The sequence below is a fragment of the Nitrospira sp. genome (assembly GCA_015709715.1).
Classification (GTDB): domain Bacteria; phylum Nitrospirota; class Nitrospiria; order Nitrospirales; family Nitrospiraceae; genus Nitrospira_A.
On the sequence record CP054184.1, the window covers coordinates 3,118,603 to 3,136,862 of the forward strand.

Here is an 18,260-nt window from a genome sequence, read left to right on the forward strand (position 1 = left end):
CAGTTCCAATCTTGGCCTCCCACGGTACCCTACAGGGTGAAGTGGAAGGACGCTCTCTTTTGACGTGGAGTTCAGCATGCCCAACGGACCGCCTCGCATCCTCATCGTCGACGACAACGCCGATACGATCGCCGAGTTGCAAGACCTGTTGAGGGGGGAGGGGTACGAAGTCTCGTCCGCCGGCACTCCCCGTGCGGCGCTGAACCGTGCCGAGACCTGTGAGCCCGACCTGATCCTCACGGATCTGCATCTGCCCGAGATGGACGGCCTGGCGCTGCTCGCGGAGTTGCGGGCGCGAGCGCAGGATCGACCGGTCGTGCTCATGACGGCCTATGGGTCGCTGAAGACCGCCGTGCAGGGACTGCAAGCCGGCGCGTTCGATTATTTGAGCAAACCCTTTACGCGCGAAGAAGTGCGGTTGGTGGCGCGCCGGGCCTTGCAACAGCGGGCGCAGGCGCAGCGGGAGGACGAGCCTTCGGGAGAGATCGCGACGGCTTCATTGCTCGACCATGTCATCGGACGCAGTCCCGCGATGGTCCAGCTCTATCGCTCCATTGCCCGCGTGGCCCAGACCGATAGCACGGTGTTGCTGCAGGGAGAAAGCGGGACGGGCAAGGAACTGATCGCCCGGGCCGTTCACGACCACAGCCCGCGCTGTCGAGGCCCCTTCGTCACGGTCGACGGCGGGGCGCTGGCCGAGTCGCTGCTCGAATCGGAACTCTTCGGCCATGAACGGGGCGCCTTCACCGGCGCGCTGGCGTCGCGCAAGGGCCTGTTGGAAAAGGCGCATGGAGGCACCTGTTTCTTGGACGAGGTGGCGGACCTGTCGCTGCCTCTGCAAGGCAAACTGTTGCGCGTCTTGCAGGAGAAGGAGATTCGCAAGGTCGGCAGCACCGTGCCCACGCAACTCGACGTGCGCATCGTCGCCGCATCCAGAAAGCCGCTCGACTCGCTGGTGTCGGCGGGCAAGTTCCGCGAAGACCTGTTCTATCGCATAAATGTCGTCACGATCGAGATTCCGCCCTTGCGCGAGCGGACGGAAGACATTCCGTTGCTGGCGCAGAAATTCGTCCGCCTGTACGGCACGTCCAGGACGCCGCCCGTGACGGACATTTCGCCCGAGGCGATGACGCGGCTCACGGACTATCGTTGGCCGGGCAACGTGCGCGAATTGGAGCATGCCATCGAGCGCGCGGTGGCCTTAAGCCCTGAGGGAGTGATTCGCCCTGAGGACCTGCCTGCGACCGTCACGACCGGCTCCCCGCCGTTGCCTGTGCCGGAGGAATCCAAGGGATGGGTCACACTCGACGATCTGGAGCATGACCACATCCTTCGCGTGCTCGACGCCCATGCTCACGATCTGAATGTCTCCGCCTCGATTCTCGGGATCCACCGCAAAACCCTCCTTCGCAAGCTGCGCCGCTACGGCTTGGCCGCCGAATACGGAGCCGAGTAAACGACCCCGCATCGGCTGCCTGCCGGCATCCCTGGTTACTGCTTGGACGGCGGAACTGCCACATCGATCACCTTGTTGTCATGATCCACCAGGAGGATGACTGCATCGCCCTTTTGCAGGCCGGCGATTTTCGCGTGGACCAACTCACGGACTTCGTAGGGCCGCTCGGAGCCGCTGCCGGTGCGGATCGTGATGCGATTCCCCTGTAATGGGGCGACGACCTTTCCGTCCACCCGTTCATGGGCGCCCTTGATGGGGGACTTGCGCCCCGGCTCCTGATCGGCCTGCTTCGCCGCCTGCAGGTTGGTAAAGGTTGCATCGGCGATCTGGTTCGTTTCATCGATCAGGAACACGGCGGCTACGCCGACGGGAATGGCTGCGACCTTGCTCCGCGCTTGGGAACGGATGGGATAGGCCTGTTCCTTCTCTTGGGATTTGATCACGACGGAGTCCTGTCCGATGGGCAGGTTCTGTGCGATCTCTCCCCGAATGATGGTATGGCTGCTGGAGGTACCGTCCAACGGATGAAAGTCCACGAGAAGGTTCTCGGCGTTGAGTACGATGATCAGGTCCTCGCCTTCCTTGATGTCCTGGAATCCCTTCTCCTGCGCTTGTTTCAACGGCAGGAAGCGTGGTTGGACTTCTCCGATGTTGACCTTGATCTGTTCGGACGTGACGGCCTCAACCTTCCCGAGGACTGAGCGGTTGCCCTCCAGCAATTGCTTCGCCTCCTTCTTCAACTGCGCGGCCTCTTCCTTCTGCCCATGGGCAAGAGTCTCCGCCGCTAGAGCCGGTTGTGCGAGTGTCAGCCCCATCCATGAGGCGGCAGCCACCGTCGCTGCGCACAGCATTCGTTCAGCCCTCTTTGTCTTCGTCATCTTCATCTGGTTCCGCATGGCTCCTCCTTCTCTGGGTTGAGTCGTTGTTCTACGTGGTGAGAGAAGAGAGCAAGAGCCGGGCCTTGCGCGTGAGACTCCGCATCGCGTGACGGAACAGCGCGACTGTCGTGGGCTTTCCATCTGGAGGGAGGACAGGTCGGGCTATGGCCTGTCCGGTTGCCGCAGGGACAACCTGTCCTGCATCGGACAAGTCTTCCGTCGAATCGCGCGATGATACGGAGCGTGATGGCGAGCGCCTCGCGAACCTACGACTTGTCTGGATGCGTCCAGCGAGGCTTGGCGAAGCATCATGAGGTTGCGCCGCCTTCTCGGCACCGCTCTTGCTGAGTGTGTTCGCAGGTAATGATGGAATTGAATGGGGTCATGCCACAGCCTGCGCGTCCGATCGATCCTGCTGCGCCTCCCGGCTGGACCTACAATCCGTCCGGTTGGAGCGAGCGCCTCTGGTTGATTGCCGTCGCCATCGTCGGCTTCGGGCTCTCGTTCTATCTGGCCCTCTATCAGCTCGGCCAGATCGATGGGGTATGGGAGCCGTTCTTCGATCGAGGCAGTGAACAGGTCTTGCATTCCGACCTGTCGCGGCTGCTGCCGGTTCCGGATGCCGCGCTCGGCGCGCTGGCTTATCTGGTGGATGCCGTCGCGGGCGCGGTCGGCGGCACGAGACGCTGGAGAACGATGCCCTGGATCGTGGTGCTGTTCGGCGTGGCCGTCGGTCCGTTGGGGCTCGTGAGCGTGTTGCTGGTGATCGCGCAGGCGGTGTGGCTCCAGGCCTGGTGCACGCTCTGTCTGCTGTCGGCGCTCATCTCGGTGGTGATGGTCGGTCCGGCCATGGATGAAGTGTTGGCGAGCCTGCAGTTTTTGAAACGGACGTGCGACCGGCGGATGTCGCTGTGGCAGGCCTTCTGGCAGGGAGATCGGGCGCGGAGCGAGGAGGCGGCACCATGTGGCCCCATGTGGCGACGAGTGTGATCGGCGTCTGGTTAGTGGCTTCGCCGGATCTGCTGCAATACGCGGGCGCCGCGCGGATGAACAACCAGGTCGTCGGGGCCTGGATGGCGACCTTCGGCCTGATTGCGGCTTCGGAATCCGTGCGACCCATCCGCTGGATCAACGTCGTCTTGGGAACCTGGCTGCTCGTCGCCCCGTTCCTCTTGGCGTATCCCGACGAGCGGGCCTGCGGGAGTCTGGCGGCGGGTATTGCCGCGATTGCGCTGTCGTTGATCCGCGGCGCTCCGTCCGAACGGTTCGGCGGGGGGTGGACTGCGCTCTGGAAGGAGGTTTCGCAATGATGACCATGACGGGCAAGAGCCCGATTCGTGAACCGGAACCCACGGCGCCACCGCAAGGCGATCCGCCGGTCGATCGGCCGCAGCGCAGGGAGCCGCCCTATGACGAGCCGCCACGAAAGGCGCCGCCGTCCAAGGACGGCCCGAAAGAACGGAGGGTCACAGCATGATCACCTTACTCGTGGCAGTCGTGTTGATGGGGATGATTCTGACCGGGTTGTATGCCTTCGGGCTGTTCAACACGCCCTACACGGGCGCGTTCCGATTCGGATTTTACATGCTCGTGTTGATGGGGTTGGTAGTGGTGCTGCTGGCATTGGGAGGTCATCCCATGGAGGGCTACGACCCGACGCCGCTGTTGCCCCCTCCACCTGGCCCATAGGCGGGTTTTTGAGGTCATCAAAAAAAGAGGAGGAGGGAAGCGTGAACCAGTCAGCTGATCGTCGTCCGCCGATCGTGGTGATTACCGGAGCCTCGGCCGGCGTGGGCCGGGCGGCCGTGCGGGAGTTCGCCCGACGAGGCGCCTGGATCGGGCTCCTCGCCAGGGGCCGCGACGGCTTGGAAGGTGCGAAGAAGGAAGTCGAGGCCGCAGGGGGACGCGCGCTGGTCTTGCCGACCGATGTGGCCGATGCCGAGCAGGTGGAGGCGGCGGCCGCAGCGGTGGAGGGACGGTTCGGGCCGATCGATGTCTGGGTGAACAATGCGATGGTGTCGGTTCTGTCGCCCGCCCTCGAGATGACGGCGAAGGAATTTCAGCGCGTCACGAACGTGACCTATCTGGGGTATGTCTATGGCACGTTGGCCGCCCTTCGCCGGATGGTGCCCCGCGATGAGGGCGTGATCGTTGAGGTAGGGTCGGCCTTGGCCTACCGATCTATCCCATTGCAGTCAGCCTATTGCGGGGCGAAACATGCCGTGCAGGGGTTCGTCGAATCGCTCCGCTCCGAACTCATTCACGACGGGAGTCGCGTCCACATTACGACCGTCCAGTTGCCGGCGGTGAACACCCCGCAGTTCAGCTGGATCAAGTCGCGCATGCCCTATCATCCGCAACCGGTTCCGCCCATCTATCAACCGGAGGTGATTGCGCGGGCGATCCTTTGGGCTGCGTGCCATCGCCGGCGTGAAGTCTGCGTGGGACTGCCGACGGTCAAGGCCATCGTGGGCGACAAGTTTATTCCCGGTCTCTTGGACCATTACCTAGCCTGGAATGGATACGATGCCCAGCAGACGGCGGAGCCGATCAAGTCTGATCGGCCGAACAATCTGTTCGAGCCCTTGCCGGGAGATTATGGGGCGCATGGTCGATTCGACCGTGGTGCCTACGAGTTCAGTTTGCAGTTCTGGCTCAATCAGAGACGAGGGTTGGTGGCGGCCGCGGCGCTGGGCGCGGCCGCCTATGTGGCGGGCCGTCTCGCGGCACGAAGCAACGGGCGGTCCGGCCTCGGAGGGGCCGAGGGGCGGGCACCGGCCAGCAAGGAAATGTATGGATGACCAAGGAGGGTGACATGCCGGAGAACAAGACCATTCGAAAGGCACGGAAAGCGAAACGTGAGGGGAAGGCTCCCAGCACACAAGCCGGCGCCTTCGTCGAGGAAGAAATGAGACACCTGAAGCGGGGGAAACATCGGGTGAAGTCCCGCAAACAGGCGATCGCGATCGGTCTTTCCAAGGCGCGGAAGGCCGGGGTGAAGATCAAGAAAGCGAGGGGGGCATGACGGAGCGGGCGGTGTTCTTTGCGACGACGGGCCTGGTCGAGAGCGCCGCCTCGGTCTCGGCCAGTGCCGCCACCCTGACGTCCGATGACTGGAAGGCTTTGCGGCTGTTGGCTTTGTCCGGCTACACCATCGTGTTATTCACGGACGACCAGGTGGGGGCGCGGTTCGCTGGAGCGAAGGCCTTGCGCCATGCGGCGGAGAAACTCCAGATCGACCTGGCACAATCCTGGTTGGTGGGGGATCTGTTGAACAGTATCGAGGTCGGTCGCGGGGTGGGGTGCAAGACCGTCCTGTTGACCGATGGCCGGGAGCAGGCCTGGGACATGACGGCGCAACGGTGGCCCGACCTGATCGGCCGCGACGTGTTGGAGATTGCCTGCCTAATCGTGCGCTGCGACACCTCGCTGGTGCCGGAAGGAGCCCCCGAGGGTGGGCCTGACCACTAACCGAATGTGGCCAGGCCTGCCGGGCCTACCGCGGGAACCCCAAGGCGGCCACGCGATGGCGGGCGCCTCCTTTGCGCCACTCCTCCCTGTTGTTCTCCGTGCGGTTTCGGTTCATGGCGATGAGATGGTCGACGATATCGCCGCAGGCGAAACAACGCCAGGCGACGGGAGATTCATGCATGGGGCCGCCTCCCCAGTCGCGCAGGTCGATCGGAAACATCAGGCTTTGGCAGCGATGGCAGTGCATAGGCGTCCCCTTTCCGCTAGAGTCGATATTGTCTCTATCCTAGGAAGTACGAAGGCTGTTCGGCACTAGGAGCACCCCTAGCTCTCTCCGTTCCCGCCGGTTTGATTTTCAGCCTGCAGCTTCTTAGAATCTGCCCACCACACGTCCGCGATTTCTTACAGGAGGATCGGTCTCATGTCTGACCATGCAACAAGCCCGCTTCGCTTCAGGCTCCGCCGCGACGTAGCGATAGGGTGCCTGCTCGCCCTGCTCCTCTCGGCGTTTCCGCTCACGGTCGATGCGGCGTCTGGCGGCAAGACCGAGGTGTTGCCTGTACAAAAGGCCGCCCCTTCGGCGGTGTTCATCGAGACGACCGGGCCCGAGGCCGACTTGCGGCGGCAGCTGCGGGCCAAGAATGCGGTGGCCGAGCTGGGCGCCTCCGCCTCACAGGTGATGTTCTCGCAGGCCCCCACCGGCTCCTACGGCTTCATTGAACCCAAGTTTCTGGGCATGGCGTTGGTGACGCAGAGTCCGGACCTCGTCCTCCAGCGGGCGGCCCCGACGGCGAACGCCTATGAAATCCACAAGCTGGCCGACGGCAGTGGAATGGTGGTGGGATTTGTGGAGAAGGAGTTGATGGTGCAGGTCGCTCCGGCGCAGCGGCCCAAGACCGTGCGCTTGGAACTCTATTCGAATCCGTCGGCCAAGGCGGCGCATATCGTCGCTGTGCCCCTCACGAAGCTCTCTTCCGACCGCATGCCGACGAAAATCGACCCCAAGAACCCGAACAGCCCGGTCGTACTCAATATGGATCTGCGCAGCAGCGCCAGCCACGCCTCGACGCAGGGGGTCCAATAACGAGCCGGCGCTGCCCGATCCGTTCGTCGCTACTCCGTCACTGTGATCGTGACGCTGTCGGACGCGGTGCCGGCGTCCTTGTGATCATGGTCGGCGATCTTCACCGTAATCGTATGGGACCCCTTGGGAACGCGGCTGAAGGTCCCCTTGAAGCCCTTCTGATAGGCACCGTCAAGGTAGACGTGTGCGTGCCCGCCGTGCGGACCGTTGACGATTTCGTACTTGATGTCGAAGGTGGGGCTCACGGTCGTTCCGTTCTGCGGAGCGACAATGGTGATGGTGGCCGCTTCCTCGGCGAGGGCCCATGCGGACATGGAGAGGGTGGAGCCGAGGGCGAGCGCGCAGACAGCGGACAATATACGAGTCATGATAGCCTCCTGAACAGTGGGTGATGACGGTGATTACGGTTGTCCGTCCTGGAACCGCCGCGCTTGCGGATCGGGCGCCACTCGATCACGACACCGGCGTTGCAGCGTCTGTTGCCAGCTGGTCGAGAGGTAGGGACAGCGGCCCAGGCGTTCGGCCTCCGCCAGGTTATCGCGATCGTGGTGCATGACGCGGTTGGCGGCGGCGATGGTCCATTCCGGGCAGGGACGTTCGACGAGGCGAAGGATTTGGCCCGCCTCGACCCTCCCTTCCTCCAGCACACGAAAGTACCAGCCGGTGAACCCCGTCTGTTCGACCTGCAGGGCGAGGTCCAGGATCTGCCAGCGTCGGGCCAGCTTCCAACAGGGTTGCCTGGGTTGCGAGACCTGGATCAGCGTGCTCCCGACGGCGACCATATCCCCGATGCAGAGATCGGCCTCGGTGAGCCCCTCCAGGGTAAAATTTTCTCCGAAGCCGCCTCCCGTCAGGGTTTCCGTCGAGAGCACCCGACGCCAATAGGGCCAATGGTCTGCGGAATAGGCGCAGACCGCCTTGTCGGGCCCGCCATGGTGCACGAGGTCGGCCTGCCCGTCGCCCCGCAGGTTGATTCGTCCGAGCGGAATGGGGCCTGCGACGGAGGCCTTATAGATCCCCGTAGTCCAAGGCCTGGGCTCTTCCTCGTCGGTCCGACCGGCCCGTGGCATCCCGACTTGGATGGAACGGAGCCTTCCGATGACCTGTTCCACGCGCGGTTCCTTCCGTGTGACTGGCTGTTCGTCACCCTAGTGCCTCGCCGTCGGCGCCGTCCAAGCATTTCTTCTGATTAGATCGATCACCGCTAGTTATGATATGAAGACACATGGAATTTCGCCACCTTCGCTACTTTTTGGCCGTCGCCGACCAGCTGCATTTCACCAAGGCGGCGGAGGGGTTGCACGTGTCCCAGCCGGCCCTATCTGCACAGGTGAAACAATTGGAGGAGGAGGTGGGGGTGCCTCTGTTCGATCGCGTGGGACGGTCCGTCCACTTGACGCGCGCCGGAGCCATTTTTCGTGACCATGCCAGACGAGCCTTGCGGGAGATGGACCTGGCCCGAACGGCGATCGCCGAAGAGGAAGGCCTGCAGCGTGGAGCCCTCACGGTGGGGGTGGTGCAGACCGTCAATGCCTATCTCATTCCCGCCATCGTGGCGCGCTTTTCGAGCCGCTATCCCTTGGTGTCGCTGAAACTCGACGAGTTGTCCGGCCCCGACATCGAACGGGGCGTAGAAGAGGGGACCCTGGATGTCGGCATCGGCTTCGTGCCGGTGGCGTCGGAACGGGTGGTGAGCCAGCCGCTCTTCGAAGAAGACTTCGTCCTGATTACCGCGCCCCGCCATCCCTTGGCGAAATGCCGGCAGCTCACGCTCTCGGCCTTGAACCACGAGTCGTTGATCCTCTTGCCCGCCCTGTTTTGTACCCGCCGCCTGTTGGACGCCGGTTTCGAGCAGGCGGGGATCCAGCCCAAAGTGATCGTGGAGATGAACTCCATCGAGGGCATCCTGGCGACGGTGCGTACCAGCAGATTGGCCACCCTGTTGCCCCGCTTGTCCCTGGGCATCGGGCGGAACCAGGCGCTCCGCGGCATTCCCCTCAAGCATCCGACCCCGCGTCGCGGGGTCGGCCTGTTATGGAAGAAGGGGGGCTATCGCAGCAGAGCCGTCATGGCCTTGGCTGAGGAAGTGCAAGCGGTGGTGAAGCAGCATTGGCGGTAACCCCCTTGCATCGATCGCGACATCCCACTGCTGGTTTGACCGTGAATAGGGTATGATGCCGATATGTCTGAATCGGTACGGTTTGCCACGCTCTTGAAACGCTGGTTGATCGGCTTGGCGGCCGCCTGTCTGCTTGCCGTGGGGGTCTATGCCATGATGTCGCGGCCCGGCGAGGCGCAACCGCGCGGCGGGGACAAGCGTCCGGCTGCGGCGGCGCGGAGCCAGCCGGTGGTGGCGGCCACGGCGAGGACCGGCGACATCAACATCTACCTGAACGGCCTGGGCTCCGTCATTCCCTTGAATACCGTCACGGTGCGGAGCCGGGTGGACGGCCAACTGATGCGGGTGCTCTTCAAGGAAGGGCAACAGGTTCGGAGCGGCGAGCTGCTCGCGCAAATCGATCCGCGCCCCTTCGAAGTTCAGCTGATCCAGGCCGAGGGGCAGATGGCGCGCGACCAGGCCCAATTGAAAAATGCCCAGCTGGATCTGGAGCGGTACCGGGACCTTCACAAGCAAAACTTCATCCCCAAGCAACAACTCGACACGCAGGAAGCGTTGGTGCGGCAATATGAGGGGATCGTCAGGGCCGACCAGGGGCAGATCGACAATGCCAAGCTCCAGCTGACCTATTCCAGCATCACCGCCCCGATCAACGGACGGATCGGCCTTCGCCTCGTGGACGCGGGCAACATCGTGCGGGCCAACGATCCCAACGGCCTGCTGGTGATCACGCAGTTACAGCCGATCACCGTGGTGTTCACGCTGGCGGAGGACCATCTGCCTGCCGTGATGGAACGGTTGAAGGCCGATCGGCAGTTGACTGTGGAAGCGTTCGACCGCGAGCAGAAACGCAAGCTGGCGACCGGCACGCTCCTGACCGTCGACAACCAGATCGATCCGACCACCGGGACCGTCCGTTTGAAGGCGGTCTTCCCCAACGACGACGGGGAACTGTTCCCCAACCAGTTCGTGAACGCGCGCCTTCTGCTGGACGTCAAACGAGGCGCTACGGTGGTGCCTTCCGCCGCCGTGCAACGCGGGCCGAAGGGGACCTTCGTGTATGTCGTGAGCAACGAGGACCAGACCGTGAGCGTGCGGCCCGTGACCGTGGGGGTGGTGCAGGGTGAAGACAGCGCCATCGAGCAGGGATTGGCGGCGGGGGAATCGGTGGTGGTCGACGGCACCGAGAAACTCCGCGAAGGCAGCAAGATCGAATTGCGGCCCGCGGCCGGCGCCCTGCCGACCGGACAGGATCAGCCGGCTCCAGGGGCCGAGCGGGCGAGGCCAGGGAAGCGGACGTGAACCCGTCGCGGCTCTTCATCGTACGGCCGGTCGCCACGGTCCTGACGATGATCGCGATCCTCCTCGCCGGTGCCGTCGCCTATCGGCAGCTGCCGGTGTCGGCCCTTCCGCAAGTCGACTATCCAACCATTCAGGTGACGACGTTTTACCCCGGTGCGGGGCCGGACGTCATGACCTCCTCCATCACGGCTCCGCTGGAGCGTCAGTTCGGGCAAATGCCCGGGCTGAAGCAGATGACCTCCACCAGTTCGGGCGGCAGTTCGGTCATCACACTGCAGTTCAGCCTGGACATCAACCTCGATGTCGCCGAACAGGAAGTGCAGGCGGCGATGAATGCCGCGGCCACCTTCCTGCCGCGCGACCTTCCGGCGCCGCCGGTCTACAACAAGGTCAATCCTGCCGACGCCCCCATCCTCACCTTGGCCCTGACCTCGGCGACCCTTCCCTTGCCCCAGGTGCGGGACCTGGCGGAAACGCGGTTCGCGCAAAAGATCTCGCAGTTGTCGGGCGTCGGGCTCGTGAGCATCAGCGGCGGGCAACGGCCCGCCGTGCGGGTGCAGGCTAATCCTCGAGCCTTGGCCGCCTACGGACTCACGCTGGAAGACCTGCGCATCGCCATCGCCGCGGCTAACGTCAACCAGGCCAAGGGCGGATTCGACGGCCCGCGCCGCGCCTCGATCATCAACGCCACGGATCAGCTCTTCACCAGCAAGGAGTACAAGGCCCTCATCGTGGCCTATCGCAACGGCGCACCGGTGCACCTCTCCGAAGTGGCCGAGGTGCTCGACGACGTGGAGAACGCCAAGCAGGCCGCCTGGATGAACGAGCAGCCTGCCGTCATCGTGAACATCCAACGGCAACCCGGTACCAACGTGATCGAGGTGGTCGACCGGGTGAAACGGCTGCTGCCACAGTTGCAGGGGACCTTGCCCGCGGCGGTGCAGGCAGTGGTGTTGACCGACCGCACGACTTCCATCCGGTCCACCGTGCGGGACGTGCAGGCCGAACTGGTGCTGGCCGTGGGGCTGGTCATTTTCGTGATCTTCCTCTTCTTGCGCTCCCTCTCCGCCACCGTGATCCCCGCCGCCGCGGTGCCGCTGTCGCTGATCGGCACCTTCGGCCTCATGTACCTGATGGGCTTCAGCCTGAACAATCTGACCTTGATGGCCTTGACGGTCTCGACTGGTTTCGTCGTGGATGACGCGATCGTGATGATCGAGAACATCGCGCGCTACATCGAGCGGGGCGACAGTCCGTTCCAGGCGGCGCTCAAGGGCTCGCAGCAGATCGCCTTTACGATTCTGTCGCTGACCGTCTCCTTGATCGCGGTTTTGATTCCGCTGTTGTTCATGGGCGACGTCGTGGGACGGTTGTTTCGCGAATTTGCTGTGACGCTGAGCATCACGATCCTCATCTCGGCGCTGGTCTCGCTCACGCTCACGCCGATGATGTGCGCGCGGCTCTTGCGCGAGCGGCGGGACAGGACACCAGGCAGGCTGTCGCAGGCTGCGCAGGCCTGGCTGGACCGGATCATCGCCTGGTATGGAGCGAGCCTGCGTTGGGTCCTTCGACGTCAACGGGCCACGCTGTTCGTGACCGGCGCGACATTGGCCGCCACCCTGCTGCTCTTCCTCTTCATTCCGAAAGGCTTCTTCCCGCTGCAGGACACGGGGGTGCTGCTGGGCATGACGGAAGCCTCGCAAAGTATTTCATTCCCCGTGATGGCGGAACGGCAGCAGGCCTTGGCGCGCGCGCTCTTGGAGGAACCGGCCGTGGAGAGCCTCTCCTCGTTCATCGGGGTGGACGGCGTCAATAGCACCCTCAACCGCGGCCGGATCTATCTCAATCTGAAACCGCTGGACCAACGGCCGCCCCTGGACGAGGTGCTCCATTGGTTGGAGGCGCGGGCCGGCGAGGTGGACGGCATCAGCCTGCACCTGCAGCCGGTCCAGGACCTCACGGTCGAGGATCGCGTGAGCCGCACCCAGTTCCAATACACGTTGGAGGATGCCGACCCGGAGGAGTTGAACCGCTGGGCCCCCAAGGTATTGGAGGCGCTGCAGCTTCGACCGGAGCTGCGCGATGTCGGCAGCGACCAACAGGACCGAGGGCTCGCGTCCGTGGTGGCGATCGACCGGAATACAGCGTCGCGTCTGGGCATCACGCCGCAGCTCATCACGGACACGCTCTACGATGCCTTCGGGCAACGGCAGGTTTCTACGATGTTCACCCAGCTGAATCAGTACCGCGTGATCCTGGAAGTACTGCCGGAATTTCAAAAGGGGCCGGAGGCGCTGCAGGCCTTAGAGGTGCGGGGCGCGGGCGGGCCGGTGCCCATGAACGTGTTCACCAGGGTCGCCGAGGGGACCGCGCCGCTGGTCATCAGCCGTCAAGGCCAATTTCCGGCCGTCACGATTTCCTTCAACCTCGCGCCGGGGGGGTCGCTCGGTGAGGCGGTGGAAGCGATCCGGCAGGTGACGAAGGAACTCGGGTTGCCGGCGAGCATCCGCGGCAGTTTCCAGGGAGCGGCGCAGGCCTTTCAGGGTTCGCTCGAACATGAACCGATGTTGATTTTGGCCGCGCTGGTGACGGTCTACATCGTGTTGGGCATCCTGTACGAAAGTTATCTGCATCCCTTGACCATTCTCTCCACGCTGCCGTCGGCCGGCGTCGGCGCGTTGCTGGCGTTGATCCTGTTTCGGATGGAGTTCAGCGTCATCGCCTTGATCGGCATCATCCTGCTGATCGGGATCGTGAAAAAGAACGCGATCATGATGATCGATTTCGCCCTGGACGCCGAACGGACCGACGGGAAGCGGCCGGAAGAGGCGATTTATGAGGCGGGGCTCCTGCGATTCCGTCCCATCATGATGACCACGATGGCCGCCTTGCTGGGCGCTCTGCCGCTGGCGATGGGATCTGGGGTGGGGTCGGAATTGCGGCGGCCCCTCGGCATCAGCATCATCGGAGGCTTGATCCTGAGCCAGCTCTTGACCCTCTATACGACCCCGGTTGTGTACTTGGCGCTCGGCCGGCTGGCCGCGCGGTTCCGGCGGCGTGCCCCTGAGGCGCCGACCGCCGAGGCGTTGGCTTCCGCAGGTCGCCCATGAACCTCTCCGCCCCGTTCGTCCGGCGCCCCGTCGGCACCATGCTGATGACCATCGCTGTCCTGCTGGTGGGGCTCGTCTCTTTCCGGTACCTGCCGGTGGCTGCCTTGCCGCAGGTGGAGTTCCCGACCATCAACGTGTCCGCCTCATTGCCCGGCGCGAGTCCGGAGACGATGGCCTCGTCCGTGGCGGCGCCGCTGGAGCGCCAGTTCACCCGTATTGCGGGCGTGACGGAAATGACCTCGTCCAGCACCATCGGCGGCACCAACATCACGCTGCAGTTCGAGTTGCATCGCGATATCGACGGTGCCGCGCGCGACGTCCAGGCGGCGATCAATGCCGCCAGGGCCGATCTGCCGTCGAATCTGCCGACGAGCCCCAGTTATCGCAAGGTGAATCCGTCCGACGGTCCCATCCTGATCCTGGCCTTGACCTCCGAACTTGTCACCCGCGGCCAAATGTATGATGCCGCGTCGAGCATCCTGCAGCAGAAGTTGTCGCAGGTGGAGGGCGTGGGGCAGGTGGCGGTGGGCGGCGGTTCGCTTCCGGCCATCCGCGTGGACCTCAACCCGACCGCCTTGAACAAGTACGGCATCGGCCTGGGGGAGGTGCGCCAGGCGCTCGCCGCGACGAACGTGAATCGGCCGAAGGGGCAGCTCACGCGCGACGACCGGACGTGGGAGATCCGCACCAACGATCAACTCCACAAGGTCGAGGACTACCTGCCGCTGATCGTGGCCTATCGCGACGGACGGGCCGTCCAGCTGTCCGACGTAGCGACGGTCGAGCATTCCGTCGAAGACCTGCGGACCATGGGAGTCGCCAACGGCACGCCCGCGGTGCTGGTCATCATCTACCGGCAGGCGGGCGCCAACATCATCGAAACCGTCGATCGGTTGCGGGCGAGATTGCCGCAGTTGGAAGCGTCGCTGCCCGGCAGCATCTCCCTTTCGGTCGTCATGGACCGGACGCCGGTGATCCGCGCGTCCCTCCACGATGTGGAACGGACGCTGCTCATTTCCGTCGGCCTGGTGATTCTGGTGGTGTTTCTGTTCCTGCGGAACGTTCGCGCCACCCTGATCCCGAGCGTGGCGGTGCCCGTGTCGCTCATCGGGACGTTCGGCGTGATGTACCTCTGCGGCTACAGCCTCGATAACCTGTCGCTGATGGCGCTCACGATCGCGACCGGGTTCGTGGTGGACGATGCGATCGTGGTGCTGGAGAACATCACGCGATATCGCGAACAGGCGGTGCCGCCGATGGAGGCGGCCTTGCGCGGCGCCAGGGACATCGCCTTCACGGTGGTGTCGATGACCCTCTCGCTGGTGGCGGTGTTCATTCCGATTTTTCTCATGGGCGGCATGCTCGGGCGGCTGTTCCGGGAATTCGCCGTGACCCTGTCGGTGGCGATCCTGGTATCGCTGGTGGTGTCGCTGACGACGATTCCCATGCTCTGTGCGCGGGTGTTGCCGGCGGAAGGCACCGGTCACCAGGGCTGGTGGGCTCGTGCCGGCGAGCGGCTGTTCGAGGCGATGCGGCGGGGGTATGCCGCGAGCCTGCGCTGGGTGTTGCGGCATCCGCGCACCATGTTGGCCGTGACGCTGGCCACCATGGCGCTCACCGTGTACCTGTACATCCTGGTGCCCAAGGGATTCTTCCCGCAGCAGGACACCGGCCGGCTCTTCGGGAACATCCAGGCCGCGCAGGATATTTCCTTTCAGGCCATGCGGGACAAGCTGGCCGAGGTGGTCGACATCATCAAGAGCGATCCCGCCGTAGCCACCGTGACCGGGTTTACCGGCGGCGGCGGCCATGCCGGGACCACCAACACCGGCCGGATGTTCATCGCCCTGAAACCGCTGGAAGAACGCGGGATGAGTTCCGACCAGGTCATCGCGCGGCTGCGACCGAAACTCGCCAAGGTGCCGGGCGCACCGACGTACCTGCAGCCCATTCAGGACCTTCGCATCGGCGGGCGCGCCAGCAGCGCGCAATATCAATACACGTTGCAGAGCGTGGATCTGGCTGAACTCAACACCTGGTCGCCGATCGTGGAGGCCAAGTTGCGGACCCTGCCCGAACTGGTCGATGTGAACAGCGACCAGCAGGACCGTGGCCAACAATCCCTGGTGGTGTTCGATCGCGCCACGGCGTCGCGGCTTGGGCTGAGTCCGCAGCTCATCGACGACACCCTCTACGATGCGTTCGGGCAGCGCCAGGTCTCGATCATGTATACGCCGCTGAACCAGTACCACGTGGTGATGGAGGTGGCGCCGCAATACTGGCAGAATCCGGCGGCGTTGCACGACATCTACGTGCGCGCGCCGAACGGGGGGCAGGTGCCCTTGAGCGCCGTCACGCGCTATGAACCGACGAACACGATCCTTTCGGTCAACCACCAGGGACAGTTTCCAGCGGTAACCCTGTCCTTCAACATGGCGCCGGGGGTGTCGCTGGGGGTGGCGGTGCAGGCCATCGACCGGGCCATGCACGAGATCAATCTTCCCGCCGCCGTGCGCGGAACCTTCCAAGGCACCGCCAAGGCGTTTCAGTCGTCGGTCGACAATCAGCCGTGGCTGATCTTGGCCGCATTGGTCACGGTCTACATCGTGCTGGGCATTTTGTACGAGAGTTACGTCCATCCGATCACCATTCTCTCGACCCTGCCGTCCGCCGGCGTCGGCGCCTTGTTGGCCCTGCTCCTCTTCAAGACGGAGCTGAGCATGATCGCCTTGATCGGCATCATGCTCCTGATCGGCATCGTGAAGAAGAACGCGATCATGATGATCGATTTCGCGCTGCAGAGTGAACGTGCCGGCGAGGGGAAGAGCCCGGAAGCGGCCATCTACGAAGCCTGCCTGTTGCGCTTCCGGCCCATCATGATGACCACCCTGGCGGCCCTGCTGGGCGCCTTGCCGCTGGCGCTGGGGACGGGGGTGGGGTCGGAGTTGCGGCGTCCGCTCGGCATTGCGATCGTGGGCGGCCTGCTGGTGAGCCAAGTGCTCACCCTCTATACGACGCCCGTCGTCTACCTGTTCCTCGATCGCCTCCGGTTGCGCTGGGCGCGGATCCGGGCCGCCTCTCTCCATCCTGCCGCCTGACGGGCGGCCTGCCGCTTCTGGAATCCGATCATTCTCTTTTCGGGCTCCCTTCTCTACGCTGCCCCCCGCATGGATACCTTGCCTTCCCTCGATTTGGAGCGGTTGTTTCTCGAACACCAGCGTGATCTTCTGGCTATGTTGCGGCGGATGGTGAGGTGCCGAGAAACGGCGGCCGATCTCGCGCAGGAGGCTTACATCCGTCTTGCTGATGTCCCCACCTCCCAGGTCATTTCGTCTCCTCGGGCCTTTCTGTTCCGGACCGCCACCAACCTGGCGCTGGATCATTTCCGCAAACAAAAATTTCGCGGTCGACGGCAGGCACCGCTGGAAGATGCCGAACAGGTGCCCACCGACATGCGAGCGGTGGATGCCCAGGCGCACGACAAGCAGGTGGTGGCGATGTTGGAGAGGGCATTGTCCACGCTCTCCGAACGGACGCGGGCCGTCTTCGCCATGCGGCGGGTGCAGGGGTATTCCTATCAGGAGATTGCGGCGCGATTGGGGATTTCAGAGCGCGCCGTCGAAAAACATCTCGTCCGGGCGATGGCCTGCTGCCAAGATGCGTTGCCTTCCAAGGACGTGCCTGTTTTATAGGAACGGCGCGGGCTGACACGTCGGGCGAAAGAGGATATAGTGAGGCGACCGCTCGGACAGATTCGGCGTGCATCTCCACCGTAGGCCCCATGCGATCTGAAGACCACCGTTCGGAGCCATCCTTCGGCGAGCCATCGCCGGATCGTCGATTGAGGGAAGAGGCGACCGCCTGGTTCGTGCGGCAGGCGGCCGGAAATTTTTCCGAAGCCGAGCGGCGACGTTTGGAGGGGTGGTGCGCGCAAAGTCCGGCGCACGCCCGTGCCTTCCGCCAAGTCCGGGCCTTGTGGGATGCGCCGGAGCTGGGGTACGCCGCCGCGCAGAGCCTGGCCGCCGTCGATCGGCAGCACCGGCCAGCCCGTTGGTGGTGGCCTGCGTGGGGGACGGCGGCTGTGGCCGCCTGTCTGCTCCTCGTGATGGCGCTCGGCGGGCAGGAATTGATGGCCAGGCTGGGAGCCGACTACCGCACGGGCGTCGGGGAGCAACGGGCGGTGACGTTGTCGGATCAGTCGATCGTCACGCTGAATACCGACAGTGCCATTGCCGTTCGCTACCATTCGGATCGGCGGATCGTGCAATTGTTGCGAGGGGAAGCCTCCTTCGCCGTCCGGCCTGATCCCGATCGGCCCTTTACCGTGGGGAGCCGCGGCGTCGAAACCACGGCCCTGGGGACGCAATTTGTGGTCCGAGCCGACGGCGACGATGTGCGGGTGACCGTGCTGAACGGATCGGTGCAGGTCACGGATCGCGCGCGGCCCCAGGACGAGGTTCTTCGTCTGTCCGCAGGCGATCAGGTATCAATGAAGCCGGACGGCGCAGGGTCGGTGGTCCGCGTCGATGCCGCCGCCGACGCAGCCTGGTTGCAGCATCGTCTGGTATTCGTACGAACGCCTTTGGCCGAGGTGGTGCGGGAACTCGCCCGCTACCATCATGGGGCTATCTTCGTCTGGAATTCGGCTCTACGGTCCTTGCCGGTCACCGGCATCTACAACCTCTCCGATCCCTCGCAGATCGTCGCGACGTTGGCCGATACCCTCCCGATTCATCTGGTCCGACTGACGGACCGGGTGATCATCATTCGCTGACCCTCACCGTCGTTTCTGTTCTTGCGCATACCCGACCTCGGTCGAGGGGGGAATTTTCCCTCCTCA

General features: G+C 64.0%; 17 protein-coding genes and 1 pseudogene. 14 read left to right on the forward strand and 4 right to left on the reverse strand.

What is annotated here, in order from left to right:
- The first annotated feature begins 76 nt into the window (after positions 1-76).
- The gene (locus tag HRU82_15140; protein ID QOJ36191.1) at positions 77-1,456 is read left to right on the forward strand and encodes a sigma-54-dependent Fis family transcriptional regulator; all 1,380 of its coding nucleotides are present in this window, start codon (positions 77-79) and stop codon (positions 1,454-1,456) included.
- 35 nt (positions 1,457-1,491) lie between these two features.
- On the opposite strand, the gene HRU82_15145 is transcribed toward HRU82_15140, so the two are convergent.
- Positions 1,492-2,352: a hypothetical protein gene (locus HRU82_15145; GenBank protein QOJ36192.1), complete on the reverse strand. Its 861-nt coding sequence runs from the start codon at positions 2,350-2,352 to the stop codon at positions 1,492-1,494.
- A gap of 366 nt (positions 2,353-2,718) precedes the next feature.
- Here HRU82_15145 and HRU82_15150 point away from each other — a divergent pair, with 366 nt between their 5' ends.
- The 6 genes and pseudogenes from HRU82_15150 (at position 2,719) to HRU82_15175 (ending at position 5,805) form a co-directional block, all read left to right on the forward strand.
- A complete protein-coding gene (locus HRU82_15150; protein QOJ36193.1) occupies positions 2,719-3,324 on the forward strand; it encodes a vitamin K epoxide reductase family protein in 606 nt (201 codons plus the stop codon).
- Positions 3,297-3,644, forward strand: coding sequence for an SPW repeat protein (locus HRU82_15155; GenBank protein QOJ36194.1), 348 nt, complete (start codon positions 3,297-3,299; stop codon positions 3,642-3,644). Before HRU82_15150 ends, HRU82_15155 begins: the two co-directional genes overlap by 28 nt.
- Complete coding sequence (locus tag HRU82_15160; protein QOJ33426.1) at positions 3,641-3,811, forward strand: hypothetical protein; 171 nt, start codon at positions 3,641-3,643, stop codon at positions 3,809-3,811. Before HRU82_15155 ends, HRU82_15160 begins: the two co-directional genes overlap by 4 nt.
- Positions 3,744-5,135, forward strand: a complete 1,392-nt coding sequence (locus HRU82_15165; GenBank protein ID QOJ36195.1) for an SDR family oxidoreductase — start codon at positions 3,744-3,746, stop codon at positions 5,133-5,135. Before HRU82_15160 ends, HRU82_15165 begins: the two co-directional genes overlap by 68 nt.
- 14 nt (positions 5,136-5,149) lie before the next feature.
- Positions 5,150-5,341 (forward strand): annotated as a pseudogene (locus tag HRU82_15170) (DNA-binding protein).
- Positions 5,342-5,355: 14 nt separating this feature from the next.
- Entirely contained in the window at positions 5,356-5,805 is a 450-nt protein-coding gene (locus HRU82_15175; protein ID QOJ36196.1) for an HAD hydrolase-like protein, read from the forward strand.
- 25 nt (positions 5,806-5,830) lie between these two features.
- Here the strand turns inward: HRU82_15175 and HRU82_15180 are convergent, their stop codons facing one another.
- Complete coding sequence (locus HRU82_15180) at positions 5,831-6,052, reverse strand: hypothetical protein (protein ID QOJ36197.1); 222 nt, start codon at positions 6,050-6,052, stop codon at positions 5,831-5,833.
- Between the two features lie 174 nt (positions 6,053-6,226).
- On the opposite strand from HRU82_15180, the gene HRU82_15185 reads away from it, so the two are divergent.
- A complete protein-coding gene (locus tag HRU82_15185) occupies positions 6,227-6,889 on the forward strand; it encodes a hypothetical protein (protein QOJ36198.1) in 663 nt (220 codons plus the stop codon).
- Between the two features lie 29 nt (positions 6,890-6,918).
- Here the strand turns inward: HRU82_15185 and HRU82_15190 are convergent, their stop codons facing one another.
- Positions 6,919-7,257, reverse strand: a complete 339-nt coding sequence (locus HRU82_15190) for a hypothetical protein (GenBank protein ID QOJ36199.1) — start codon at positions 7,255-7,257, stop codon at positions 6,919-6,921.
- Between the two features lie 33 nt (positions 7,258-7,290).
- Positions 7,291-7,959 carry an MOSC domain-containing protein gene (locus HRU82_15195; protein ID QOJ37235.1) on the reverse strand — a complete coding sequence of 223 codons (669 nt, stop codon included), beginning with the start codon at positions 7,957-7,959 and terminating at the stop codon, positions 7,291-7,293.
- A gap of 155 nt (positions 7,960-8,114) precedes the next feature.
- On the opposite strand from HRU82_15195, the gene cynR reads away from it, so the two are divergent.
- From cynR to HRU82_15225, 6 genes are all read left to right on the forward strand, one after another.
- Positions 8,115-9,008, forward strand: a complete 894-nt coding sequence (gene cynR / locus HRU82_15200) for a transcriptional regulator CynR (protein QOJ36200.1) — start codon at positions 8,115-8,117, stop codon at positions 9,006-9,008.
- 63 nt (positions 9,009-9,071) lie between these two features.
- A complete protein-coding gene (locus HRU82_15205; protein QOJ36201.1) occupies positions 9,072-10,310 on the forward strand; it encodes an MdtA/MuxA family multidrug efflux RND transporter periplasmic adaptor subunit in 1,239 nt (412 codons plus the stop codon).
- Positions 10,307-13,420, forward strand: coding sequence for a multidrug efflux RND transporter permease subunit (locus HRU82_15210; protein QOJ36202.1), 3,114 nt, complete (start codon positions 10,307-10,309; stop codon positions 13,418-13,420). The genes HRU82_15205 and HRU82_15210 overlap by 4 nt, the downstream gene beginning before the upstream one ends.
- Positions 13,417-16,518, forward strand: coding sequence for a multidrug efflux RND transporter permease subunit (locus tag HRU82_15215; protein QOJ36203.1), 3,102 nt, complete (start codon positions 13,417-13,419; stop codon positions 16,516-16,518). The genes HRU82_15210 and HRU82_15215 overlap by 4 nt, the downstream gene beginning before the upstream one ends.
- A gap of 69 nt (positions 16,519-16,587) precedes the next feature.
- On the forward strand, positions 16,588-17,112 hold the full coding sequence (locus tag HRU82_15220) for an RNA polymerase sigma factor (protein QOJ36204.1): 525 nt from the start codon (positions 16,588-16,590) through the stop codon (positions 17,110-17,112).
- Between the two features lie 89 nt (positions 17,113-17,201).
- Positions 17,202-18,194, forward strand: a complete 993-nt coding sequence (locus HRU82_15225) for a FecR family protein (GenBank protein ID QOJ36205.1) — start codon at positions 17,202-17,204, stop codon at positions 18,192-18,194.
- Positions 18,195-18,260 lie beyond the last annotated feature (66 nt).

Excerpts from the sequence above, each read along its gene's own strand:
- HRU82_15140 (QOJ36191.1), top strand. The coding sequence starts at position 77 with ATGCCCAACGGACCGCCTCGCATCCTCATCGTCGACGACAACGCCGAT.
- HRU82_15145 (QOJ36192.1), bottom strand. The coding sequence starts at position 2,352 with ATGCGGAACCAGATGAAGATGACGAAGACAAAGAGGGCTGAACGAATG.
- HRU82_15150 (QOJ36193.1), top strand. The coding sequence starts at position 2,719 with ATGCCACAGCCTGCGCGTCCGATCGATCCTGCTGCGCCTCCCGGCTGG.
- HRU82_15155 (QOJ36194.1), top strand. The coding sequence starts at position 3,297 with ATGTGGCCCCATGTGGCGACGAGTGTGATCGGCGTCTGGTTAGTGGCT.
- HRU82_15160 (QOJ33426.1), top strand. The coding sequence starts at position 3,641 with ATGATGACCATGACGGGCAAGAGCCCGATTCGTGAACCGGAACCCACG.
- HRU82_15165 (QOJ36195.1), top strand. The coding sequence starts at position 3,744 with ATGACGAGCCGCCACGAAAGGCGCCGCCGTCCAAGGACGGCCCGAAAG.
- HRU82_15175 (QOJ36196.1), top strand. The coding sequence starts at position 5,356 with ATGACGGAGCGGGCGGTGTTCTTTGCGACGACGGGCCTGGTCGAGAGC.
- HRU82_15180 (QOJ36197.1), bottom strand. The coding sequence starts at position 6,052 with ATGCACTGCCATCGCTGCCAAAGCCTGATGTTTCCGATCGACCTGCGC.
- HRU82_15185 (QOJ36198.1), top strand. The coding sequence starts at position 6,227 with ATGTCTGACCATGCAACAAGCCCGCTTCGCTTCAGGCTCCGCCGCGAC.
- HRU82_15190 (QOJ36199.1), bottom strand. The coding sequence starts at position 7,257 with ATGACTCGTATATTGTCCGCTGTCTGCGCGCTCGCCCTCGGCTCCACC.
- HRU82_15195 (QOJ37235.1), bottom strand. The coding sequence starts at position 7,959 with ATGCCACGGGCCGGTCGGACCGACGAGGAAGAGCCCAGGCCTTGGACT.
- cynR (QOJ36200.1), top strand. The coding sequence starts at position 8,115 with ATGGAATTTCGCCACCTTCGCTACTTTTTGGCCGTCGCCGACCAGCTG.
- HRU82_15205 (QOJ36201.1), top strand. The coding sequence starts at position 9,072 with ATGTCTGAATCGGTACGGTTTGCCACGCTCTTGAAACGCTGGTTGATC.
- HRU82_15215 (QOJ36203.1), top strand. The coding sequence starts at position 13,417 with ATGAACCTCTCCGCCCCGTTCGTCCGGCGCCCCGTCGGCACCATGCTG.
- HRU82_15220 (QOJ36204.1), top strand. The coding sequence starts at position 16,588 with ATGGATACCTTGCCTTCCCTCGATTTGGAGCGGTTGTTTCTCGAACAC.
- HRU82_15225 (QOJ36205.1), top strand. The coding sequence starts at position 17,202 with ATGCGATCTGAAGACCACCGTTCGGAGCCATCCTTCGGCGAGCCATCG.